Source organism: Pseudomonas sp. Leaf129, assembly GCF_001423465.1.
GTDB classification, from domain to species: Bacteria; Pseudomonadota; Gammaproteobacteria; order Pseudomonadales; family Pseudomonadaceae; genus Aquipseudomonas; species Aquipseudomonas coleopterorum.
On record NZ_LMOC01000009.1, the window covers coordinates 222,498 to 245,627 of the forward strand.

Sequence of the window (23,130 nt, forward strand, 5' to 3'; positions counted from 1 at the left end):
ACAGGATCGCGTACTGATTCGAGTAGGAGTGCGTCGGCGACGGCTTGCAGGGGGCAGAGGAGAAACCAATGCGAGGCCGAATGTAACACCTGGATTTGCAGGCGTCCAGTATCCCGGCCAGAAAAAGGCCCCGACGAATGCGGGGCCTTTCGGGTGTCAGATGTTGGCGTCCAGGAAGGCTGCCAGCTGCGACTTGGACAGTGCGCCGACCTTGGTCGCTTCGACGTTGCCGTTCTTGAACAGCATCAGCGTCGGGATGCCACGCACGCCGTGCTTGGCCGGGGTTTCCTGATTCTCGTCGATGTTGAGCTTGGCGACGGTCAGCTTGCCCTTGTAGGTTTCGGCGATCTCGTCGAGTACCGGGGCGATCATCTTGCACGGGCCACACCACTCGGCCCAGTAGTCGACGAGTACAGCACCGTCAGCCTTCAGTACATCTGCTTCGAAGCTGGCGTCGCTGACGTGCTTGATAAGGTCGCTGCTCATGGAGTGTCTCCGTGGTCATATTCGGAAAGAAAAACGTGGCCCATCATAGCGGCACAGCGCCGCCACAGGAAGCCGATGATCATTGATCATCACTATGAACATCGGTGATACAGCCAATGGAACCCTACTCGACGCACCAGGAATGACCGCAGGTGCAGTGCAGCGCGCTCCGCAACGGTGCGTACCGTGCCCCCGGATGGGCAGCCCCCACACGCCAATACCCATGGCAAGCCAGCGCAATCCGCGCCCTGCCCCATTCTGGCACGCGCTGTGCTACCACCCCTGGCAACCTCGACTCGATCGCAATCGGAGTACTGCCATGATTTCGCGCTGCAGACTGCTGTTCACTGCCCTGGCCGCCAGCTTCATGCTCGCTCAGGCCGTTCACGCCGACGGCCTGAGCGACATCACCGAGCGCGGCACCTTGCGTGTCGCCGTGCCGCAGGACTTCCCACCGTTCGGCTCGGTCGGCCCCGACATGCAACCCCGTGGCCTGGACATCGACACCGCCAAGCTGATCGCCGATCAGTTGAAGGTGAAGCTGCAGCTCACGCCAGTGAACTCCACCAACCGCATTCCCTACCTCACCACCGGCAAGGTCGACCTGGTGATCTCGAGCCTGGGCAAGAACGCCGAGCGTGAACAGGTCATCGACTTCTCCAGTGCCTACGCGCCCTTCTACCTGGCCGTGTTCGGCCCGCCAGAAGCACCGATCGCCACTCTGGACGACCTCAAGGGCAAGACCATCAGCGTGACCCGCGGCGCCATCGAAGACATCGAGCTGAGCAAGGTCGCTCCCGAAGGCCTCACCATCAAACGCTTCGAGGATAACAACTCGACCATCGCCGCCTACCTCGCCGGCCAGACCGACCTGATCGCCAGCGGCAACGTGGTGATGGTGGCCATTTCGGAAAAGAACCCCAAGCGCATTCCGGCCATGAAGCTCAAGCTCAAGGACTCGCCCGTGTACGTGGGCATCAACAAGCAACAGCCGGAGCTCCTGGCCAAGGTCAACGAGATCATCGCCGCAGGCAAGAAAGACGGCAGCCTGGAAAAGAATGCGCAGACCTGGCTGAAGCAGCCGCTGCCCGCCGATCTCTGATTGTCGAGCGTACGCAATGGCCTATCAGTTCGCTTTCGCCCCGGTGCTCGCCCAGGCCGACCTGCTGCTCAAGGGTGCACTGTTCACCCTTGAGCTGACCGCCATCGGCGCGCTGCTCGGGGTGGCCGTGGGCATCGTTGGCGGCGCCGTGCGGGCCTGGCAGATCAAGCCGTTCGCCGGCCTGTTCGGGGTCTACGTGGAGTTGATCCGCAACACGCCCTTTCTGGTGCAGCTGTTCTTCATCTTCTTCGGCCTGCCCAGCCTGGGCGTGCAGATCAGCGAATGGCAGGCCGCGGTGCTGGCCATGGTGGTCAACCTGGGGGCCTACTCCACCGAGATCATCCGTGCCGGCATCCAGGCCGTACCCAAGGGCCAGCTCGAAGCGTCGGCGGCCCTGGCCATGAGCCGGTTCGAAGCCTTCCGCTACGTGGTCCTGCAGCCGGCGCTGGCCAAGGTCTGGCCGGCGCTGAGCAGCCAGATCATCATCGTCATGCTGGGTTCGGCGGTGTGCTCGCAGATCGCCACGCAGGAGCTGAGCTTCTACGCCAACTTCATCCAGTCACGTAATTTCCGCGCCTTCGAGACGTATCTGCTGACCACCCTGGTGTACCTGGTCATGTCGATCCTGATCCGCATGCTGCTGAACTGGTTGGGTCGGCGTTTCATCATGAGGAACAGTTGATGGATTTCACCCTGTGGGACATCGTGCGCAATCTGCTCACCGGCCTGCAATGGACCCTGGCCCTGAGCCTGGTGGCGTTCATCGGCGGCGGGCTGATCGGCTTGCTGGTGATGACCCTGCGTATTTCCCCCATGCATCCGCTGCGCACCGTAGCGCGCTGCTACATCGAAGTGTTCCAGGGCACGCCGCTGCTGATGCAGCTGTTTCTGGTGTTCTTCGGCGTGGCGCTGATGGGCGTGGACATTTCGCCCTGGGTAGCCGCAGCCCTGGCCCTGACGCTGTTCACCAGCGCCTATCTGGCCGAGATCTGGCGCGGTTGCGTGGAGTCCATCGGCAACGGCCAGTGGGAAGCCTCGGCCAGCCTGGCGCTGACCCGGACCGAGCAACTGCGCTACGTGATCCTGCCCCAGGCCTTGCGCATCGCCGTGGCGCCGACCGTGGGCTTCTCGGTGCAGGTGGTCAAGGGCACTGCGGTGACCTCGATCATCGGCTTCACCGAGCTGACCAAGACCGGCAGCATGCTGGCCAACGCCACCTTCGAACCCTTCATGGTCTACGGCTTCGTCGCCCTGGGCTACTTCGCCCTGTGCTACCCGCTGTCGCTCAGTGCCCGTTATCTGGAAAGGAGGCTGCATGCCGCTGCTTAGGATTTCCGCCCTGCACAAGTACTACGGCGATCATCATGTGCTCAAGGGCATCGACCTGAGTGTGGACGAAGGTCAGGTGGTCGCGATCATCGGCCGCAGCGGTTCGGGCAAGAGCACCTTGCTGCGCACCCTGAACGGCCTGGAATCGATCAACGACGGCGTCATCGAAGTCGATGGTGAATACCTGGACGCCGCGCGCGCCGATTTGCGCAGTCTGCGCCAGAAGGTCGGCATGGTGTTCCAGCAGTTCAACCTGTTCCCGCACCTGAGCGTGGGCGAGAACGTCATGCTCGCCCCGCAGGTGGTGCAGAAGGTGCCCAAGGCCCGCGCCCGCGAACTGGCCCGTGAGATGCTCGAACGCGTCGGTTTGGGCGAGAAGTTCGATGCGTTCCCCGATCGGCTCTCCGGTGGCCAGCAGCAACGGGTGGCGATCGCCCGGGCCCTGGCCATGTCGCCCAAGGTGCTGCTGTGCGACGAGATTACCTCGGCGCTCGACCCGGAACTGGTCAACGAAGTGCTCAGCGTGGTGCGCAAGCTGGCCGAGGATGGCATGACGCTGATCATGGTCACCCATGAAATGCGCTTCGCCCGCGAAGTCGGTGACAAGCTGGTGTTCATGCACCACGGCAAGGTGCACGAAGTGGGCGACCCCAAGGACTTGTTCGTCAATCCGCGTACGCCCGAGCTGGCGCAGTTCATCGGTATGCAGCCGGCTTGAAGGTCGCCTGGGCTCGCCAGAGCTCGGGCCTGGGGGCAAAGATCAGGATGGCGCGTTGGCGCCGTCGCCTGATCGTGGCACGATGCGGGGGTTAACGACCGAGATCCTTTGACCATGCCGCAGACCAAAGCCAAGAACCTGTCCCTGATCGCCGCCATCGACCTGGGCTCGAACAGCTTTCATATGGTGGTGGCCAAGGCCCACGTCAATGAAATCCGCATCCTCGAACGTCAGGGGGAAAAGGTCCAGCTTGCCGCCGGCATCGACGAGGAGCGCAAGCTCAGCGAAGAGTCGATGCAACGCGGCCTGGACTGCCTCAAGCGCTTCGCCCAGCTGATCAACGGCCTGCCCTTGGGCGCCGTGCGCATCGTGGGCACCAACGCCCTGCGCGAAGCCCGCAACCGCAATGAATTCATCGTCCGCGCCGAGCAGATCCTGGGCCATCCGGTGGAAGTCATCTCCGGCCGCGAAGAAGCTCGCCTCATCTATCTGGGCGTTTCCCACACCCTGGCCGACACCCCGGGCAAGCGCCTGGTTGCCGACATCGGCGGCGGCAGCACCGAGTTCATCATCGGCCAGCGGTTCGAGCCATTGCTGCGCGAAAGCCTGCAGATGGGCTGCGTTAGCTATACGCAGCGCTACTTCCGCGACGGCAAGATCACCCCCGCCCGCTATGCTCAGGCCTACACGGCGGCGCGTCTGGAGATCATGAGCATCGAGAACGCTCTGCATCGGCTCAGTTGGGACGAGGCCATCGGCTCGTCCGGCACCATCCGCGCCATCGGCCTGGCACTGAAGGCCGGCGGTCAGGGCAGCGGCGAGGTCAACGCCGACGGGCTGGCCTGGCTCAAGCGCAAGCTGTTCAAGCTGGGCGATGTCGACAAGATCGATTTCGACGGCATCAAGCCGGATCGGCGGACCATCTTCCCGGCGGGGCTGGCGATTCTCGAGGCGATCTTCGATGCGCTCGCCCTGCAGCGCATGGACCACTGCGATGGCGCCCTGCGCGAAGGCGTGCTGTACGACCTGTTGGGTCGTCATCACCACGAGGACGTGCGCGAGCGCACCCTGAGTTCGCTGATGACCCGCTACCACGTCGACGTCGAGCAGGCCGAGCGCGTGGAGCGCAAGGCCCTGCATGCCTTCGACCAGGTAGCAGCGGACTGGGGGCTGGAAGATGGGGTCTGGCGCGAATTGCTGGGCTGGGCGGCGAAGGTCCACGAGATCGGCCTGGACATCGCCCACTACCATTACCACAAGCACGGCGCCTACCTGATCGAACACTCGGATCTGGCCGGTTTCTCGCGTGAAGACCAGCAGATGCTTGCGCTGCTTGTACGTGGCCACCGACGCAACATCCCCAAGGACAAGTTCGCCGAGTTCGGTGATGACGGGGAGCAGCTGATACGGCTGTGCGTACTGCTGCGCTTCGCCATCCTGTTCCACCACATTCGCGGCACGCAGGCGATGCCGGCGGTTTCCCTGCATGCCAAGGCCAAGAGCCTGGACGTGGTGTTCCCCGATGGCTGGCTGGAAAACAACCAACTGACCCAGGCCGATTTCGCCCAGGAAGCCGAATGGCTGACTCGGGTGGGCTTTACCCTGACCGTTCGCTGAGGACCGCGCAGGCCCTTTCGCGGGCAGAAACCCGCTCCCACATTGGAATGCGATCCCTGTGGGAGGTGGGNGGTGGGCTTTACCCTGACCGTTCGCTGAGGACCGCGCAGGCCCTTTCGCGGGCAGAAACCCGCTCCCACATTGGAATGCGATCCCTGTGGGAGGTGGGTTTTACCCTGACCGTTCGCTGAAGACCGCACAGGCCCTTTCGCGGGCAGAGACCCGCTCCCACATTGGCATGCGATCCCTGTGGGAGGTGGGTTTTACCCTGACCGTGCGCTGAAGACCGCGCAGGCCCTTTCGCGGGCAGAGACCCGCTCCCACATTGGAATGCGATCCCTGTGGGAGGTGGGTTTTACTCTGACCGTTCGCTGAAGACCGCACAGGCCCTTTCGCGGGCAGAGACCCGCTCCCACATTGGCATGCGATCCCTGTGGGAGGTGGGCTTTACCCTGACCGTTCGCTGAGGACCGCGCAGGCCCTTTCGCGGGCAGAGACCCGCTCCCACATTGGAATGCGATCCCTGTGGGAGGTGGGNGCCCTTTCGCGGGCAGAGACCCGCTCCCACATTGGAATGCGATCCCTGTGGGAGCGGTTCTCTGCCCGCGAAGGGGGCACTGCCGATCGTGATGTCTGCTAGCGCACCGGCAGGATCGGGTTGCTCAGACGTTCCAGCAGGGTGTCCTGTGCACTGCGGGCGTTCTGGTTTCCGGTCGGCGTGTTGCGCACGTAGCGCCCGTCGGCCTGCAGGATCCATGAATGGGTGTTGTCGGTCAGGTAGCTCTCCAGCTCCTTCTTGACCCGCATGATCAGCTTCTTGCCTTCGACCGGGAAACAGGTCTCCACACGCTTGTCGAGGTTGCGCTCCATCCAGTCGGCGCTGGACAGGAACATCTGCTCCTCGCCACCGTTGAGGAAGTAGAACACCCGCGTGTGCTCCAGGAAGCGCCCGATGATCGAGCGCACATGGATATTGTGCGACACCCCAGGAATGCCCGGCCGCAGGCAGCACATGCCGCGCACCACCAGATCGATGCGCACGCCGGACTGGCTGGCCTTGTACAGGGCGCGGATGATCTTCGGATCGGTCAGCGAGTTGAACTTGGCGATGATGTGCGCCGGCTTGCCATCAAGCGCGTACTGAGTTTCGCGCGCGATCATGTCGAGCATGCCCTTCTTCAGTGTGAAGGGTGCATGCAGCAGCTTCTTCATGCGCAGCGTCTTGCCCATGCCGATCAACTGGCTGAACAGTTTGCCGACGTCTTCGCACAGTGCATCGTCCGAGGTCAGCAGGCTGTAGTCGGTGTACAGCTTGGCGTTGCCGGCGTGGTAGTTACCGGTACCCAGATGCGCATAGCGCACGATTTCACCGCCCTCGCGACGCAGGATGAGCATCATCTTGGCGTGGGTCTTGAACCCCACCACACCATAGATGACTACCGCGCCAGCGGCCTGCAGGCGGCTGGCCAGCTGCAGGTTGGATTCTTCATCGAAGCGCGCGCGCAATTCGACGACTGCGGTCACTTCCTTGCCGTTGCGCGCGGCATCCACCAGCGCATCGACGATCTCGGAGTTGGCACCGCTGCGGTACAGCGTCTGCCGCACGGCCAACACATGGGGATCCTTGGCGGCCTGGCGCAGCAGATCGACCACCGGCGTGAACGACTCGAACGGGTGCAACAGGAGGATGTCCTGCTTGCTGACCACGCTGAAGATGTTCTCGCTGTTCTGCAGCAATTTCGGAATCTGTGGCGTGAACGGCAGGTATTGCAGTTCTGGGTGGCTGTCCAGACCGGTGATGCTGAACAGACGCGTCAGGTTGACCGGGCCATTGACCTGATAGAGCTCGGTCTCGGACAGGTTGAACTGCTTGAGCAGGTAGTCGGACAGATGCTTGGGGCAGGTGTCGGCCACTTCCAGGCGTACCGCATCACCGTAGCGCCGCGAGAACAACTCGCCGCGCAGGGCACGCGCCAGGTCTTCGACGTCTTCGGTGTCGACGGACAGGTCGGCGTTACGGGTCAGGCGGAACTGGTAGCAGCCCTTTACCTTCATGCCCTGGAACAGGTCATCGGCGTGGGCATGGATCATCGAGGACAGGAAGACGAAATTGTCGCCTGGTCCACCGACGTCCTCGGGCACCTTGATCACCCGTGGCAACAAGCGCGGCGCCGGTATGATCGCCAAGCCCGAATCACGGCCGAAGGCGTCGATGCCTTCGAGCTCGACGATGAAGTTCAGACTCTTGTTCACCAACAGCGGGAACGGGTGTGTGGGATCCAGCCCGATCGGCGTGATGATCGGGGCGATTTCATCGCGGAAATAACGACGCACCCAAGTCTTGAGCTTGGTTGTCCAGTGCCGGCGGCGAATGAAGCGAACCTGGTGCTTCTCCAGCTCCGGCAACAGGATGTCGTTGAGGATCGCGTACTGGCGATCGACGTGCCCATGCACCAGCTCGCTGATTCGCGCCAGCGCCTGATGTGGCTGCAGACCATCGGCCCCGGCCTGCTCACGGGCGAAGGTGATCTGCTTCTTCAGGCCCGCCACGCGGATCTCGAAGAACTCGTCGAGGTTGCTGGAGAAGATCAGCAGAAACTTGAGCCGCTCGAGCAGCGGATAGGATTCATCCAGTGCCTGCTCCAGCACGCGGATATTGAACTGCAGTTGCGACAGCTCGCGATGGATGTACAGACTGCTGTCGTCCAACCCTGGCACGACGATGTGCGGCGCCGGCGCAAGGGCCTCGCTCGGGTGCGCGGGTTCGACGATGGCTTCTATGACCAACGGCGCTTCTACCGGGGTTTCGACCACCGGCTGGTCTTGAGTGAGAGCGACTTGCGTCTGGGCTTCGTTGTTCATCTGGCGTTCCCGGGGGCGTAACTGCCCTCTGCAATTGAGCGGCACGGATCGCGTAATGCGTCAGGATGCCATTGGCGCCTGCACGCTTGGAAGGGGGGCGCGACAGTTATAAGCATCGATTATGACGTTCGCATGACAGGCCTGGCCGCATACACATGCTGTCTACGATCTCAGGTTGACAAGCATTGTTCACGACAAGACACATTTGGACACTTTCATGTATGTCCCTGAAGGGTTAGGCTGCGCATTCACTTCGCCAGCATCGATAAAATGCTCCAACAATTCCTGAACGATTTTGGCTATTTCGCCCTGTTCCTCGGCACGTTCTTCGAAGGCGAGACCATTCTGGTCCTGGCCGGATTCCTGGCGTTCCGTGGCTACATGGATATCAACATGGTTGTGGTGGTGGCCTTCTTCGGCAGCTACGCAGGCGACCAGCTCTGGTATTTCATGGGCCGCAAGCATGGCCGCAAGCTGTTGGCGCGCAAACCCCGCTGGCAGCTGCTAGGCGACCGTGCGCTGGAGCATATCCGCCGGCATCCGGACATCTGGGTCCTGAGCTTTCGCTTCGTCTATGGCCTGCGCACCGTCATGCCGGTGGCCATCGGCCTGTCGGGCTATCCCCCGCGACGCTATTTGCTGCTCAACGGCATTGGCGCGGCGGTGTGGGCCACCGCACTGGGATTGGCAGCCTATCATTTCGGCTCGTTCCTGGAACACATGCTGGGCAACGTGAAGAAATACGAGCTGTGGGTGCTGGGTGCGCTGGTACTGATCGGCGCCTTGCTGTGGATACGCCGCCGCATCAAAGCGGCCCGCATCGCCCGCCAGGCTCGCCTGCAACCCCCTGCAGTCACGCCTGCGCCCAGCGACGAACAGCCCTGATCGCCGACTCGAACTGAACACGCGACGCCGATCGGGATCCATGCTACTGAAACAGCGGACAGAATCGGAGTTCGACATGACCAAGAAAATTGCGGTGATCCTTTCCGGCTGTGGCGTCTATGACGGCAGCGAAATTCAGGAAAGCGTGATCACCCTGCTGCGTTTGGACCAACGTGGCTGCGAAGTGCAGTGCTTCGCTCCCGACGTTGCCCAGAAGCACGTGATCAACCACCTCAGTGGCGAGGAAATGCCCGAATCGCGCAACGTGCTGGTGGAATCGGCGCGGATCGCCCGTGGCGAGGTGAAGGACATCGCCCTGGCCAACGCCGACGACTTCGATGCCTTGATCGTCCCCGGTGGCTTCGGTGCGGCAAAGAACCTGTCTTCCTTCGCCAGCGACGGCGCCGCCTGTTCGGTGAACCTGCAGGTGCAGGCACTGGCCGAAGCCTTCGCCGAAGCACGCAAGCCGGTTGGCCTGATCTGCATCTCGCCGGCACTGGCCGCCAAGATCTACGGACCCGGCGTGACCTGCACCATCGGCACCGATGCCGATACCGCGCAGGCCATCGAGAAGATGGGCGGCACTCACCAGGAATGCGAAGTGACCGAGATCGTCGAGGACACCGCGCGCAAGCTGGTCAGCACGCCCGCCTACATGAGCGCAAAGACCATCAGCGAAGCCGCTGCCGGTATCAATAAACTGGTGGATCGGGTGATCGAGCTCACCCAGGCCTGAGTGCTGCTGTACAGGCAGGTCTAGGGGTCTGGGTCCGCATGGTAGTGATCGGCCATGAAATCGACAAAGGCGCGGACCTTGGCTGGCAGATGCGCGGCGCTAGGGTAGAGCGCGTAGTAGCTACGCGCTCCCAGCGTCACCTCTGGTAATACCCGCACCAGGCGCCCGGCGCGCAGATCGCGCGCAACGGTTGCCAGGGTGAAGGCGGCGATCCCCAAGCCCGCGACAGCGGCCGTGTGCAACGCGGCAATGCTGTCGCTGCGCAGTTGCCGTCCGGCGTCCACACTTTGCACCGTCTGCTCAACCGTGTGCAGTTGCCAGTGTGCTTCATCGGCATAGGCCAACAAACTGTGCGCCAGCAGATCGTCCACGCCTCGAGGCAATCCACGGCGATACAGGTAGGCCGGCGAGGCGACCAGCACCATGGGTGACACGGTCAGCAAGCGCGCGACCATGGTGCTGTCGGACAACGGCGGGCCACTGATGCGCAGGGCAACGTCGAAACCGTCGGCCACCAGATCCACCAAGGGATCCGAGCACGACATGTCCAGCTGGATATCCGGGAAGCGCTCCTGAAAAGCCGGCAACCAGAACGGCAGTTCCAGTGTTCCCAACACGAGCGGAACGCTGATACGCAAGCGACCGGAGGGCTGCTTGTGCACGCGCGCTTCCTCGGCTGCGGCATCGACCCGCTGCAGGATATCGACACAGGCCGTGTAGTAGCGTTTGCCCGCATCCGTAAGGCTCAGCTGCCGTGACGTCCGGTTGAGCAGCCGCGCACCCAGCTCGCTCTCCAACTGCTGCAATTGCCGGGATACCGTCGAATGAGTGGTCTCCAGGCGCTCTGCTGCGCCGGTGAAACTGCGTGTTTCCACCAGGCAACGGAAGATGCGCATTGCGAGCAGTTGATTCATTCAGGGCTCAACGTACAGATAACGCCTGGATCTGCGCGGTGCTCAGCACATCGCCGAAGGTGTCTTCGATTTCCGCAAGAGCGGCTGCGTGCAGTGCCTTGTCATCAACGCTCTGGCCGTTGAAACGGGTAATGCTACGGGTCGCCGACGCATCGGACGCTACCACCACGTTATAGCCCAGCGGCACCGCGTCGCGGGCAGCGCCTGCCACACATGCATGAGTCATCAGGCCAGCGACCAGGACAGTATCGATGCCACGAGCCTTGAGCTGAGTGTCCAGATCGGTACTGGCGAAAACGCTGACCGTATTCTTGCGCAACACCTGATCAGTGGCACGGGGCTGCAGGCGTGGGTGAAACTTCACTGTTTCACCACCCTCGGCGAACAGTGCCGACCCCGCAGGTGCAACGTGTTGCACGTGGAACACCGTGATCAGGTGGCGATCGGCATAGCCAATCAATTCCTGGGTATTGGCCAGAGCGGTGGCACCGTCGGGAATCGGCATCTTGCCGGTGAAGTACTCGTTCTGGAAATCGATTACCAGCAGCGCCGTCTTGCCGGCAGGAAGGTGCTGCACGGGCGCCGCACCGAACATTGCCCGAATGGTCGGTTGGTTAGGAGTCTCGGTGCTTGCGCCAGCAGAGCCGACGCCTGCGGCAAGCAGACCGGCACACAGCAAACGGCGGGGGAAAGTGAACATGGGCGGTATCGTGTCAGAAGTGAGCGCCCAGTCTAGGGTTGGTACTGCCCTGCTCCCAGACTGAAACCGCAACACGATCTGTGCAGCCGCCGCACAGATCGGGTTCAGGCAGGTACTCGGCGCAAGGTCGCGAGCAACGTCGCAGCGGCCACGAACAGTCCCGCGAAGGTACGGTTCATGCGCCGCTGCTGACGGGGCGTGCGCAACAGCCGCAAGACCTTGGCCGCAAGCCCCGTGTAGCCGGCCATGACGATCAGGTCCACGGTGATCATGGTCGCTGCAATGGTCAGGTATTGGGCCAGCAGTGGCGCATGCGGATTGATGAACTGTGGTAGTACCGCAAGCATGAACACCAGTGCCTTGGGGTTGCCGACGTTCACCAGAAAGCCTCGAAGAACCAGACTGGACGCTTTGCCTGTCGGCTTTTGCTGGGTTTCTTCACTGATGTCGGCGGGCAGTGCACGCCACTGCTTGACGGCCAGATAGAGCAGATAGAGCACGCCAAACCACTTGATGGCCTGGAACGCCGTGGCGGACGCCGCCAGCACGGCCCCGACGCCCGCGGCGATGATCACGATCTGCAGGAGCAGCCCCAACTGCAGGCCAATCGCATTCCAGTAACCGCGCAGGAAACCGTGCTGCAGGCCGCTGGACATGGACGCGATGGCCCCGGCACCCGGTGAAAGGCTGATGATCCAGCACGCAGCAAAAAAGGCCAACCAGGTTTCCAGCAACATACGGACCTCGACGCTCGAATAGGGACAGCCTAAGGTAAAGCGGCGCAGCGAATTTGGCTATGGACCTGTGACGGCGGCCCGGCATCGAGCCGCAGCGTCAGCCTAATGCCTCGAGTTGTGCCTGCATGTCTTCGAGCAGCTCCAGCGCTTCCATCCACTGCTCCTCCAGCTCGCCCTCGCGAACCTTGAGCTTGGCCTGCTGGGCAAGCTGGTCGCGCAATTCGTCCTTGCGCGCGGCCTCGTAGAGCGCGCTGTCGGACAAGGCGGCTTCTATCTTCGCCAGTTTCTCGTGCACCTCACCCAGATCGCGCTCCAGCTTGTCGGCCTGGCGCTTGTGCGGGGCCAACTGCTGACGCAAGGCAGCGGCAGCCTGGCGCTGGGCTTTCTTGTCGGTCTTGTCGGGATTGACCGGGGTGTTGCTGACCGGGGCATGGCGTTGACGATAATCCACCAGCCAGCGCGCGTAGTCGTCCAGATCGCCATCGAAGGGCTCGACCTTGCCATCGGCCACCAGCAGGAAGTCGTCCGTGGTGCTCTTGAGCAGGTGCCGGTCGTGGGACACCACCAGTACCGCGCCACTGAATTCCTGCAGGGCCATGGTCAGGGCCAGGCGCATCTCCAGGTCCAGGTGGTTGGTCGGTTCATCGAGCAGCAACAGGTTGGGCCGCTCCCAGGCGATCAAGGCCAGCGCCAGGCGAGCTTTTTCACCGCCGGAGAAATTCAGCACCGGCTCGTCGATGCGCGCACCGCGGAAATCGAAACCACCGAGGAAATCGCGCAGCACCTGCTCCCGCTCGGTAGGCGCCAGGCGTTGCAGATGCAGCAGCGGGCTGGCCTTGCTGTCCAGAGAATCAAGCTGGTGCTGGGCGAAATAGCCCACCACCAGATTCTCGCCACGCACCAGGCGCCCGCCGATGGGCGTCAGCTCACCGGCGAGGTTCTTGATCAGGGTCGACTTGCCGGCGCCGTTGGGGCCCAGCAAACCAATGCGCGCACCGGGCGCCAGTTGCAGCTTGACCTTGTCCAGCACAGCCTTGTCGCCATAGCCGAGGCGACCTTCGGAGAGGTCGAGCAACGGGCTGGAAATCTTCACCGACTCGCGGAAGACGAAATCGAAGGGCGAGTCGACGTGCGCCGCCGACAGCTCCTCCATGCGCTCCAGGGCCTTGATCCGGCTCTGAGCCTGGCGCGCCTTGGTGGCCTGAGCCTTGAAACGGGCGATGTACTTCTCCATGTGCGCCCGCTGCGCCTGCTGCTTCTCGTACGCTTGCTGCTGCTGCGCCAGGCGCTCCGCGCGGGCACGTTCGAAGGCGCTGTAGCCGCCGCGATACAGGGTCAGCTTCTGTTGTTCGACGTGCGCCACATGATCGACCACTTCGTCGAGGAAGTCGCGGTCGTGGGAGATCAACAGCAAGGTACCGGGATAGCCTTTAAGCCAGTCTTCGAGCCACAGGATGGCATCGAGGTCCAGGTGGTTGGTCGGCTCATCGAGCAGCAGCAGGTCGGAGGGACACATCAAGGCCTGCGCCAGGCTCAGACGCATCCGCCAGCCACCGGAAAAATCACCGACCTGACGGTCCATCTGCTCGTTGCTGAAGCCCAGCCCGGCCAGCAGCTTGCGTGCACGCGCATCGGCGGTATAGCCATCGGCGCTGTCGAGCTCGGCATGCAAACGAGCCTGGGCGGCGCCATCCTGCCGGGCTTCGGCATCGGCCAGGGCATGCTGCACTTCGCGCAGACGTACGTCGCCGTCGAGCACATAGTCGACCGCAATGCGTTCGAGGGTATCGACCTCCTGGCGCATATGAGCGATGCGCCAGTCGGCAGGCAGGTAGCAATCGCCCGAGTCGGGCGCAAGCTCGCCGCGCAACAAGGCGAACAGGCTGGATTTGCCGGCACCGTTGGCACCGATGAGACCGGCTTTCTGACCGGCGTGCAGAGTCAGCTCGGCATCTTCTAGCAGACGCTGCGGGCCACGCTGTAAAGTGAGGTTCTGAAGTCGGATCATAATGGCGGCGAAGTCTACCAGCTTCCTTGCCCACTGGCGCGAGTAGCACGATGCACGATGAATTGTGGGAGTTTGCCTTGAAGCTCTATGCCCGACCGGGCATCGAGGCCGCCTGCCTGCAGTTGCAGGCAGAAGGCGCCAATGTGTGCCTGCTGCTGTGCGGCGCCTGGCTGGGTGCCAGAGGCGTGGCCTGTTCGCATGAACGCGTCATGCTGCTGCAGGCGATCGCCACACCCTGGCACGATGAGGTCGTGCGGCCTCTGCGCGAGCTTCGCCAGCAGTGGCGCGCAAAGGCCATGCATGATCCCGAGCTGATGCCGCTGCGTGAATCGATCAAGGCGCTGGAACTCAATGCCGAGCGCCAGTTGCTGCAGCGCCTGCATCGCCAAGCCGCTCCGTGGCTCCTTGCCGCGGAACAGTCCAACATGACTTGGCTGCCCGCCTTGCTACCGGCGCCGGCTGCAGGCGTCAGCGATGCATTGCGGACACTGAGCGTGGCAGCCCGCGACACTCAGGCCTCGCTGGACGACGCGCCACCTTTGTCTGGCTGACCGGCCACGGCTTGAGCATCTGACTCGGTTGCGCTCGTATGAACGGCTGCCGCCAGCGACTTGGCGGCGGCAGGCTTCCTTGCAGGCCGGGCGGCAGGCTTGGCAGGCGCCTTCGCTTCGGGCTTGACCGCTGCGCCTGGCGCGGCGAGGGCCTTGCGCGTGGTGCTGCGCGAAACAGCAGGTTTGCTTGCAGTGGCGGCGGCAGCGGCTCGGGTGGTCTTGCTCGCTGCCGGCTTGGCTGCGGCACGCGCGGTCGAAGCTGTCGGACTGGTTTTGGCTGGGGTACGAGCAGCGGGCTTGGCCGCCGAGCTGGCAGGCTGAGTGACGGATGCCGTGGTCACCTTGGGCTTGGTCGAACGGGTTTCGATGGCCTTGCTGGCCGCTTCGCGCACACGACCCACGCCGGCTGCCAGCTTCAGGCTCTCCTGGGCATCACGCTTGAGCTCGACGATGTAGGCGCGGGTTTCGGCCTGGCGTTCCTTGAGATCGTCGAGCAGCTCCTCGAGTTCGCTCACCGAATCATGCGCCTTGGCCTGTTTCTTTTTCTTGCCGGCGGCAGCGGCGTCCTGCACTTTGGTGCGCGACTTGTGCAGTTTTTCCTGAGCCTTGCCGCGTTGCTTCTCGAGCTTGGCGAGCAGTTTTTCAGCATCGGCCAAGGCTTGGGAACATGCACTTTCAAGGTGCTCGAGCAAACTGCCGGACAGCTGTTGCAGCAAGTGCAGCGGGGTGTTTACAGGCTTCTTGTTAGCCGACATAGGTTACCTCCGGGCCGATGGGTTGAGGCTCATACTAGACCTGAGACCGTAGGGCCGCCAGAACATGTTGACCGTACCTGCCAGCCCCCGTTGCGCACTCGGTGGCATAATCGCTCGATGCTCGGTCTGTCTTGTTCTGGAGAACCCCCATGTTGTCTCGCCTGCTGCTGTCGTTGTCCTTGGTGCCGTTGTCGCTGGTGTGGTCGCAAGCGCACGCTGCGCAGGGTACACCGAATGATGGCCACGACCTGGCCTACAGTGTGGGTGCCAGCTTGGGCGAACGCCTGCGTCAGGATGCCCCCGGCCTTCAACTGGACGCCTTGGTCAAGGGCTTGCAGCAAGCCTACCGGCAGGAGCCGCTCGCCTTGAGCGATGAGCGCATGGGCCAGCTGCTGGCTCAATACCAGGCGCAGACGGACAAGGCTGACACCGGCCCGGACACGGAAAAGGCGCAGGCGGCCGAACGTCGCTTCATGGCCGGCGAGCGGGCCAAGGCTGGTGTGCGGGAGATCTCGGACGGGGTGCTGATAACTGTAATCGAACCGGGGGCAGGCAGCCCTGCCACGGCCGATGGGCGCGTGCAGGTTCAATACATGGGGAGGTTGCCTGACGGCAGTGTGTTCGACCAAAGCAAACAGCCGCAGTGGTTTCGCTTGAACAGCGTCATCGAAGGCTGGCGTACGGCACTGCAGCAGATGCCTACGGGTGCGAAATGGCGCGTGGTGATTGCCTCTGCCCACGCCTATGGTGCCGAGGGCGCAGGGGATCTGATTCCCCCCTACACGCCACTCACTTTTGATATCCAACTGTTGGCCACGGCCCCATAGGGCCGCGTCTGACGCCCATCACGCCTGAGCGACGGATTCTTCCTTGTGGGCGTTGTGCAGCACTTCGATCAGGCAATCTTCGAGCTCGAAGCGTTCGTGCAGCAAGCGCCCCAGCTCCTTGAGCTTTTCCAGGATGACGGCGGCATCGGAGCAGTCGCCCTTGTCGCAGTAGTCGTTGAAGTCGAGGGCTTTCTGGGTGATCTCGTCGATGCGTGGCCAGATCGTCTCGGCCAGCTCCAGACCACGCTTGTCGTTGAATGCCTTGGCTTCGTCGGTCAGTTGCTCGTAGATCTCGAAATGGCCTGCCGAGGTGTAGTCGACCAGCAAACCGCAGAAATCCTGAAGCCTCTTGCGATCCTCGACCAGCGCCTGAGGTGTGTCGCCCAGTGCATCGAAGGCCTTGATCAGCTCGTTGCGTTCCTGCAGCCAGCGATCGATCAGCAGGTGAACTCCGCCCCAGCGTTCCTGGGCATTCTTGCAGCTTTCCAACATGATGAGTGCTTCCCTTGTGGGTCATGCCCGGCGTCGCACTCCTGTATCACAGGAAGCAGGGCTCGGACCGATTCGCCGCCTGTGATGGCGAATGTCGATGTACGTGCAGGGGGAGATTATGCCCGTGCGCCAGTGGCATCAAGGTACGCATCGGATAAAGTTCATACAAGTGTTTAATCGTGGCAATACCGGAACGAATGCCGGATTTGCGGGCCTCGCCCCTGTTCCACGATCAAGTGGTGGAACAGGAGCGCATCAGCCTGAGCACTCAGGCCGAAACGGGCTTCAGAGCGGGCGAACCGTGGTCGGCAGCGGCGCGGCCAACAGGCGCTCGTCGAGCAGCCCGAGACCTTCCTGGAACAGCAGGTTGCTGCGCTCGGTATCGCCGAGCTGGGCCAGCAGGCGGGCCAGCTCCGCACAGGTTTCCGGGCTGCGCTGCAGACGCAGGCTGCTTTCCAGGTAATCGCGTGCCTTGCCCCACAGACGGTTCTGCAGACACAGGCGGCCGAGTGTCAGCAACAGCCCGGCGTCATCGGTGTGCTGCTTGAGCCAACCTTCGGCGGTCTGCAGTTGGCGCGCCGGATCGTTGCCGATGACCAGGCCGTACAGGCGAGCCAGGTGCGTGTCGTATTGACGCTTCTGCGCGGTACGCAGGACCTCTTCGGCCTGGGTCTGCGCACCTACCTGCCGCAACTGCTCGGCATAGGCAAGGACCAATGCAGGCTCCTGACGCTGCGCCGAACTCAGCGCCTGCCATGCGCGCTCGAGTGCAGTCAGGCCCGCTTCGCCCTGACCTTGATCCGGTGCCGATACATGCGCGGCCACGCTGAGGTTCTCGCCCCAGGCACGTCGTTCCAGTTCGGCCAGCTCGGCCGCTGGCAAGGCTTTGTCCTTGCGCAGTTGTGGCAGTAGCTTCACCACGGCAGCCCAGTCTCCACGTTGCTGATGCACGCGTTGCAATTGACGCAACACCTGCACGTTGCGCGGATGACGCTCGTGCATGGCCTGCAGGGTTTGCAGGGAGCCGTCGCTGTCGCCGCGATCGCTCTGCAGCTGGGCATGGCTCAAGGCAATCGCCAGTTCGGCTTGTGGCTGACGTGCCAAGGCCTGTTCGAGCAGGCTGTCGCTGTCTTCGTAGCGACCCAGCTCGTTGGCTGCGCGGGCTGCGCCCAGGTAATACAGCAGGGGCTGACGTTCGTGTTCAGCGGCGTGCTGCAGGTGCTTCTGAGCGCTGGCCCAGCGTCCTTCGGCCAGGTCCAACTGGCCCTTTTCGATGGCAGCCTGCACGCGACGACTGCGGTTGCGGCCCGACCACGGATTGACCACGCGACCGGATGTAACCACCACGCTGATCAGCAGATAGATGATGAATACCAGCAGCACCAGCACCAGCAAGGCCAGCAACGTGGTCCACAGGCCGGATTCGTAGCGCATCACATGGGGGTAGTCGATCAGCACGTAGCCTGGGTGCTTGGCCACGGCCAAGCCGAGCCCGACCATGGCGGCGATCACCAGAAACAGGATCACGTAGAACCGTTTCATGGTTGGCTCTCCGCAGCGCCTGGCGTGGCTTCGGTCGATTTCTGCAGGCCTTCGACCGGTGTATGGCGGCGTTGCAGGTAGGCCTGGATGGCATTCAGGCTGGCATCCAGATCAGGTGTGGTGACCGACACCGGCTGGCTCTTGAGTGCGGTCAGCTGTTCGATCATGGCCTGGGTGGGGCCGTTTTCGCGATTGAACCCTGCGATCAGAATGCCGCGTGCGTCGTCCAGCGCTTGGGTATAGACCTTGCCCTGACCGTTGAGCGCGGCCCATTGCGCCTGTTCCAGTGCAAGGCTCAGGGCCAGGCGAACCTGGTTCAGGCTTTGCCCGGCCAGCAACGGACGGATGCTGTCATCGGGGTTGAAGTCGACGCGGAAGAACCCGGAAATCTTGTTCCACCACTGACGCCAGCGGGTTTCCCCTTCAGGCGAAGTGCCTTGCGCGGCGTCGGCGGCGGCCTGGAATTCCGGGGCCAGGGCCGTCAACTGCGTTGCCTGCTCGCGCAGTGCGCTCAACTGCAGGAACAAGCCGGTGCGGTCGGGCTGGGTTGTGCCTTGCAGCGACGCCAGGCTACGGGTCAATTGTTCGCGGGCGGCGAAGGCTTGTGGGTCATCCTGCTCGCGCAGGATTTCATCGGCGCCCTGCACCAGTGCCTTGGCGCTGGTGACATCCTGCAGCGCAGACAGACGCAGGCTGGCCAGGCGCAGCAGATGCTCGGCCTCGGCCAGGCGCCAGTCCTTGCGGCTGGCACCCAGCACGGTTTCCAGGCGTTGGCTCAGACGCTGCTGGTCGCCCTGCAACTGCGCGACCAGACGGCGGCGATCTTCCAGTTCGTTGGCATCAGGCAACTGCGCCAGGTCGGCGCTGAGTTGCCGTTCGTTGTGCTCCAGGGTCAGCGTCTGCGTGGCGAGCCCTTCGATCACCCGCGACTGCTGCTGATGACCGGCGGTGAGCGTGCGCACCTGCCACACGCCCCAACCCGCGGCAGCGAGGCCAGCGGCGGCCAGCAGCAGCGCGATGATCGCCAAGCCATTGCCATTGGCCGAGCGCTGAGGCGGCACGGCGGCTGGCTGTTCGAAAGGCGCCTTCGGGGCGCTCTGCGTCTCGTCTTTGGGCAAGGCTGTTTCGCTCACGTGTCCATCCTTTGCATTGGGGCGCGCCCGCCAGGCTGGCGGTCGCGCCTTACGATCTGGGTGCGGTCTGCGTGTGCAGCGCCGCCAGCAACGCCGAAGTGCTGGCACCTCGGCAATCCACAACATTCAAAGCGCCAGCGTCACGCGCCAGCGCCGCCACCCGCGGGCTGGGCACAAACAGTGGCAGGGCGCGGATCGCCGGCCACTGCTCACCTGCCAACTGGTGCAAGTGTTGAAAACCCTGCCCACTGCTGACCACCACGGCGTTCAAGCGTTCCGATTCTATACGGGTCGCCAGCGTACCCGGCGGGTAGACCGGAATGCTGCGTCGATACAGTTGCAGATACTCCACCGCTGCGCCTTGGTCGCGCAAGTGTTCGGCCAGCGCCTCGCGTCCGCCCTCGCCACGAATGATCAGCACCCGAGGCTGAGGACCGCTCAAAGCGGTGCGCAATTGGGCCAGATTCAGCAGGGCTTCGCTATCGTCTCCTGTTTCAGGATACGTCACGTGCAGCCCGCGCTCTTCGAGAATGGCCGCCGTGCCAGCGCCGACGCTGAACCAGGCAGTCTGGCCAAGGCTGGCAGGTGCTTGCTGCAGTGCCAGGCGCGCGGCGGGTTTGCTGACCACGATCACTGCGTCGTATTGACCAAGGTTGGCCAGCATTTGCCGCTGGCTATCACTCGACGGCAGAGGCTCGATTGCCAGAAGCGGCAAGCTTGCTGCGAACACACCCTCTTTGCGCAGCGCCTGAGTTTGCTGCGCGCACTCGTCGGTGGGCCGTGTCAGCAACACTCGCCAAGGGCTCAAGGATGACCTGCCTCGCCGTACACCGCACGCAGGATGTCGTCGGCGCCCTGCGCCAGCAACGCCTCGGCCACCTGTACGCCCAGCTGTTGCGCATCGGCCAGTGGTGCCCGTGCCTGGGCATGCAGCAAACGCTGCCCGGCTGGATCGCCCACCAGGCCACGAAGCCAGATCTGTTCGCCTTCGAGCACCGCATAGCAGGCGATGGGCACCTGGCAGCCACCGTTGAGGTGCTTGTTCAGGGCACGCTCGGCGCTGACGCGGAATTCGGTATCGCGATGATGCAACGGCCCCAGCAGCGCATGGATCTCGCTGTCGTCCGTCCTGCATTCGATACCGACCGCGCCCTGGCCGCCTGCAGGCAGGCTATCCTCGACGCTGATGCTGGTGGTGATGCGATTTTCGAAGCCTAAGCGGATCAGGCCGGCGGCGGCGAGGATGATCGCATCGTATTCACCGGCATCGAGTTTGGCCAACCGGGTGTTGACGTTGCCCCGCAAGAAGCGGATCTGCAAGTCGGGGCGGCGCGCCAGCAGTTGGGTTTGACGACGCAGGCTGGAAGTGCCGACGACACTGCCGGGCGGCAATGCTTCCAGGCTGTCCCAGGCATTGGATACGAAGGCATCGCGAGGGTCTTCCCGTTCGCAGATGCAGTACAGACCCAGCCCTTCGGGAAAGTCCATCGGTACGTCTTTCATCGAATGCACGGCGATGTCTGCCGTACCTTCGAGCAAGGCGTTTTCCAGTTCTTTGACGAACAGCCCCTTGCCGCCGATCTTCGACAAGGGCGAATCGAGCAGCTTGTCGCCGCGACTGACCATCGGGACCAGACTGACCTGAAGACCGGGATGGGCCTGCTCCAGTCGAGCCTTGACGTACTCGGCCTGCCACAGGGCAAGGGCACTTTTACGGGTGGCGATGCGGATTTCGCGAATGGGCATGAATCGATCCGTATGAAGATTAGCGGACGATGATACCAGCTGTGCGGCAGGCCGCGCCCAGTCAGCCAGACTGGGCGCGGCCACTGGAGCCCTAGAGGTGCTGCATCATCTTGCGCACGCCGGCGACATGGCGTCGGCTGACGATCAGCGCGTCACCGTTGAGGCCTTTCAGGTAGAGCTGAAAGTGGCCCAACGGTGTGCGTTGCAGTCGCTCGATGCGCTCGCGGGCCACCAAAGCATTGCGGTGAATGCGCACGAAACGATCGCCGAACTCGTCTTCCAGTGCCTTGAGCGGCTCGTCGAGCAGCACTTCGCCGCCCTCGTGGCGCAGGGTCACGTACTTGTGGTCGGCGATGAAGTAGATCACCTGGTCCAGTGGAATCAGCTCGATGCCTTTACGGGTTCGCGCACTGATGTGGCTGCGCGGACCGGTACCGGCCTCGGCAGCAGGACGAGTCAGTGCAGCCAACTGCACACGGTTGGGCTTTTCAGCCTTTTTCAGTGCTTCGAGCAGGTGTTCGGAGCGCACCGGCTTGACCAGATAACCCACGGCGCTGACCTGGAATGCGTCCAGGGCGAACTCGTCATGGGCGGTGCAGAACACCACCGCTGGAGGCGTGTCGCGCTCGCACAGCTTGGCGGCGACTTGCAGCCCGTCCAGGCCAGGCATGCGAATGTCGAGCAGGACCACATCGGGCTTCTGCGCGTCGATCATGCTCAGGGCTTCTTCACCATTGCTGGCACCGGGTTCGAGCACATGATAGCCCTCGAGCTCGCCAACCAATCGGCTCAGGCGCTCGCGGGCAAGGGGTTCGTCATCAACGATCAGGACATTCATATAGCGCTGGATTCCTGCGTGAGTCTCGCACATGGATAACGTAGACAAGTGAAGTGACGACCGTCACGGCGATTCACGCTAAGACTTGCGCGCGGACCGAAAAGTGCCGCAAGTCGAGCGCCAATGTTCGCCAGTGCCTGCTGGGTTCCGCCCGAGGCGTGCCCCGCGGCGGCTTCTTGGTAGGGATTGCTGATGGTCAATATGAACTCTCCCCCTTTATAGTCGGCCTCCACGCTGACCACCCCACCCGAAATCAAAGGGGCGATGCCATGTACCAGCGCATTTTCCAACAATGGTTGCAAGGTTAGTTGAGGGATCGGCAGATCATCCGGGATTGTTTCGATCCTCCAGTGCAACTGTAGACGCTCGCCGAGACGATATTGCTCAATCGATAAATAACGTTTGGCCAATTCAACTTCGTCCCGCCACATGACCAGGCTGTTGGGCTGGGCGAGACTGGCGCGGAACAGGTCGGACAGGTTGAGCACCGCCTGCTCGGCCTTCACCGGATCGCTGACCACCAGGCTGGCGATGCTGTTCAGGCTGTTGAACAGGAAGTGCGGACGAATGCGCGCCTGCAAGGCCTGGATGCGCGACTGCAGTTCAGCCTGCTGCTGGCGCCGCCACTGGCTCTGCAAGTAGAAGTAACGCAGCAGCAGTGCCGACATGATCAGCCCGATGAGGGCATGACGCAGGTATCGGTTGACCTCCACGGTCGGCGTGTCGAGCCCGCCCAACTGGAAATAGTCGATCACCGCTGTGCCTGTCAGGGTCAGCCCCACCACCAATGCGCAGCACAGGCTACCTGCCATGCCTGGGCGCAGCCGCGCCAGCCAGGGGCGCAGGGTACAGAGCAGGCCCGCCGTGAGCAGGACGATCCACTGCACGAACAGCGACGTCAGCGCCAGGCGCACCCAGTTGAAGCCCGGATTCATGGGCTCGGCCAGCACCAGCACGAACACCAGCAACTGCGCCAGTACGATCAGCATCAGCAGGGCCTGGGGCAGGCAGAGCTCGGGCAGGAAAAAGTCCGGCTCGGGAGGGTTCGACGGCTTGCTGAACATGGGGGGTTCCTGGCTCTGGCTAAGGTATCAAGCCTGTTCGCGGCCGCTCACCGCTCCCACAGGAATCCGCGCAGATCACGTGTAGGAG

23 protein-coding genes are annotated in these 23,130 nt (G+C 62.9%); 9 read left to right on the plus strand and 14 right to left on the minus strand.

What is annotated here, in order from left to right; genetic code table 11:
- Positions 1 to 156: 156 nt before the first annotated feature.
- On the minus strand, positions 157 to 486 hold the full coding sequence (gene trxA / locus ASF66_RS17365) for a thioredoxin TrxA (RefSeq protein ID WP_043192254.1): 330 nt from the start codon (positions 484 to 486) through the stop codon (positions 157 to 159).
- Positions 487 to 805: 319 nt separating this feature from the next.
- Here trxA and ASF66_RS17370 point away from each other — a divergent pair, with 319 nt between their 5' ends.
- The 5 genes from ASF66_RS17370 (at position 806) to ppx (ending at position 5,252) form a co-directional block, all read left to right on the plus strand.
- Positions 806 to 1,588 (plus strand): transporter substrate-binding domain-containing protein, encoded by a 783-nt coding sequence (locus ASF66_RS17370; protein ID WP_056844748.1) that lies wholly within the window; start codon positions 806 to 808, stop codon positions 1,586 to 1,588.
- 16 nt (positions 1,589 to 1,604) lie between these two features.
- Positions 1,605 to 2,270: an amino acid ABC transporter permease gene (locus tag ASF66_RS17375; RefSeq protein ID WP_056844749.1), complete on the plus strand. Its 666-nt coding sequence runs from the start codon at positions 1,605 to 1,607 to the stop codon at positions 2,268 to 2,270.
- Entirely contained in the window at positions 2,267 to 2,917 is a 651-nt protein-coding gene (locus tag ASF66_RS17380; RefSeq protein WP_082223624.1) for an amino acid ABC transporter permease, read from the plus strand. The genes ASF66_RS17375 and ASF66_RS17380 overlap by 4 nt, the downstream gene beginning before the upstream one ends.
- Positions 2,904 to 3,635: an amino acid ABC transporter ATP-binding protein gene (locus tag ASF66_RS17385; protein ID WP_056844750.1), complete on the plus strand. Its 732-nt coding sequence runs from the start codon at positions 2,904 to 2,906 to the stop codon at positions 3,633 to 3,635. Before ASF66_RS17380 ends, ASF66_RS17385 begins: the two co-directional genes overlap by 14 nt.
- Positions 3,636 to 3,749: 114 nt before the next feature.
- Positions 3,750 to 5,252 carry an exopolyphosphatase gene (gene ppx, locus ASF66_RS17390; protein ID WP_056844911.1) on the plus strand — a complete coding sequence of 501 codons (1,503 nt, stop codon included), beginning with the start codon at positions 3,750 to 3,752 and terminating at the stop codon, positions 5,250 to 5,252.
- 636 nt (positions 5,253 to 5,888) lie between these two features.
- Here the strand turns inward: ppx and ppk1 are convergent.
- The gene (gene ppk1 / locus ASF66_RS17395) at positions 5,889 to 8,114 is read right to left on the minus strand and encodes a polyphosphate kinase 1 (protein ID WP_049860302.1); all 2,226 of its coding nucleotides are present in this window, start codon (positions 8,112 to 8,114) and stop codon (positions 5,889 to 5,891) included.
- Between the two features lie 270 nt (positions 8,115 to 8,384).
- Here ppk1 and ASF66_RS17400 point away from each other — a divergent pair, with 270 nt between their 5' ends.
- Positions 8,385 to 8,999, plus strand: coding sequence for a DedA family protein (locus ASF66_RS17400; RefSeq protein ID WP_049860303.1), 615 nt, complete (start codon positions 8,385 to 8,387; stop codon positions 8,997 to 8,999).
- A gap of 76 nt (positions 9,000 to 9,075) precedes the next feature.
- The gene (gene elbB, locus ASF66_RS17405) at positions 9,076 to 9,735 is read left to right on the plus strand and encodes an isoprenoid biosynthesis glyoxalase ElbB (RefSeq protein WP_056844751.1); all 660 of its coding nucleotides are present in this window, start codon (positions 9,076 to 9,078) and stop codon (positions 9,733 to 9,735) included.
- Between the two features lie 20 nt (positions 9,736 to 9,755).
- Here elbB and ASF66_RS17410 read toward each other — a convergent pair whose 3' ends face one another.
- The 4 genes from ASF66_RS17410 to ASF66_RS17425 form a co-directional block, all read right to left on the minus strand.
- The gene (locus ASF66_RS17410) at positions 9,756 to 10,649 is read right to left on the minus strand and encodes a LysR family transcriptional regulator (protein ID WP_056844752.1); all 894 of its coding nucleotides are present in this window, start codon (positions 10,647 to 10,649) and stop codon (positions 9,756 to 9,758) included.
- Positions 10,650 to 10,656: 7 nt separating this feature from the next.
- Positions 10,657 to 11,349, minus strand: coding sequence for a cysteine hydrolase family protein (locus ASF66_RS17415; RefSeq protein WP_056844753.1), 693 nt, complete (start codon positions 11,347 to 11,349; stop codon positions 10,657 to 10,659).
- 104 nt (positions 11,350 to 11,453) lie between these two features.
- On the minus strand, positions 11,454 to 12,086 hold the full coding sequence (locus tag ASF66_RS17420) for a LysE family transporter (RefSeq protein WP_049860307.1): 633 nt from the start codon (positions 12,084 to 12,086) through the stop codon (positions 11,454 to 11,456).
- Positions 12,087 to 12,183: 97 nt separating this feature from the next.
- Positions 12,184 to 14,094 carry an ATP-binding cassette domain-containing protein gene (locus tag ASF66_RS17425; protein ID WP_056844754.1) on the minus strand — a complete coding sequence of 637 codons (1,911 nt, stop codon included), beginning with the start codon at positions 14,092 to 14,094 and terminating at the stop codon, positions 12,184 to 12,186.
- A gap of 50 nt (positions 14,095 to 14,144) precedes the next feature.
- Between ASF66_RS17425 and ASF66_RS17430 the strand changes: the two genes are divergently transcribed.
- A complete protein-coding gene (locus ASF66_RS17430) occupies positions 14,145 to 14,645 on the plus strand; it encodes a TIGR02444 family protein (protein WP_056844755.1) in 501 nt (166 codons plus the stop codon).
- Here the strand turns inward: ASF66_RS17430 and ASF66_RS17435 are convergent.
- The gene (locus ASF66_RS17435) at positions 14,606 to 15,400 is read right to left on the minus strand and encodes an AlgP family protein (protein WP_056844756.1); all 795 of its coding nucleotides are present in this window, start codon (positions 15,398 to 15,400) and stop codon (positions 14,606 to 14,608) included. The two genes, ASF66_RS17430 and ASF66_RS17435, sit on opposite strands and share 40 nt — an antisense overlap.
- A 149-nt stretch (positions 15,401 to 15,549) precedes the next feature.
- On the opposite strand from ASF66_RS17435, the gene ASF66_RS17440 reads away from it, so the two are divergent.
- Positions 15,550 to 16,227: an FKBP-type peptidyl-prolyl cis-trans isomerase gene (locus ASF66_RS17440; protein WP_056844757.1), complete on the plus strand. Its 678-nt coding sequence runs from the start codon at positions 15,550 to 15,552 to the stop codon at positions 16,225 to 16,227.
- A gap of 18 nt (positions 16,228 to 16,245) precedes the next feature.
- Here ASF66_RS17440 and ASF66_RS17445 read toward each other — a convergent pair whose 3' ends face one another.
- From ASF66_RS17445 to ASF66_RS17475, 7 genes are all read right to left on the minus strand, one after another.
- Positions 16,246 to 16,719 (minus strand): Rsd/AlgQ family anti-sigma factor, encoded by a 474-nt coding sequence (locus tag ASF66_RS17445; RefSeq protein ID WP_056844758.1) that lies wholly within the window; start codon positions 16,717 to 16,719, stop codon positions 16,246 to 16,248.
- Positions 16,720 to 17,004: 285 nt separating this feature from the next.
- A complete protein-coding gene (locus ASF66_RS17450; RefSeq protein WP_056844759.1) occupies positions 17,005 to 18,261 on the minus strand; it encodes a heme biosynthesis HemY N-terminal domain-containing protein in 1,257 nt (418 codons plus the stop codon).
- Complete coding sequence (locus ASF66_RS17455) at positions 18,258 to 19,394, minus strand: uroporphyrinogen-III C-methyltransferase (RefSeq protein ID WP_056844760.1); 1,137 nt, start codon at positions 19,392 to 19,394, stop codon at positions 18,258 to 18,260. The genes ASF66_RS17450 and ASF66_RS17455 overlap by 4 nt, the downstream gene beginning before the upstream one ends.
- A 49-nt stretch (positions 19,395 to 19,443) precedes the next feature.
- Positions 19,444 to 20,202 (minus strand): uroporphyrinogen-III synthase, encoded by a 759-nt coding sequence (locus ASF66_RS17460; RefSeq protein ID WP_056844761.1) that lies wholly within the window; start codon positions 20,200 to 20,202, stop codon positions 19,444 to 19,446.
- Positions 20,199 to 21,140: a hydroxymethylbilane synthase gene (hemC, locus tag ASF66_RS17465; RefSeq protein WP_056844762.1), complete on the minus strand. Its 942-nt coding sequence runs from the start codon at positions 21,138 to 21,140 to the stop codon at positions 20,199 to 20,201. The genes ASF66_RS17460 and hemC overlap by 4 nt, the downstream gene beginning before the upstream one ends.
- A gap of 91 nt (positions 21,141 to 21,231) precedes the next feature.
- A complete protein-coding gene (locus ASF66_RS17470; protein ID WP_056844763.1) occupies positions 21,232 to 21,978 on the minus strand; it encodes a LytR/AlgR family response regulator transcription factor in 747 nt (248 codons plus the stop codon).
- Positions 21,975 to 23,042 (minus strand): sensor histidine kinase, encoded by a 1,068-nt coding sequence (locus ASF66_RS17475; protein WP_056844764.1) that lies wholly within the window; start codon positions 23,040 to 23,042, stop codon positions 21,975 to 21,977. The genes ASF66_RS17470 and ASF66_RS17475 overlap by 4 nt, the downstream gene beginning before the upstream one ends.
- Between the last annotated feature and the right edge of the window lie 88 nt (positions 23,043 to 23,130).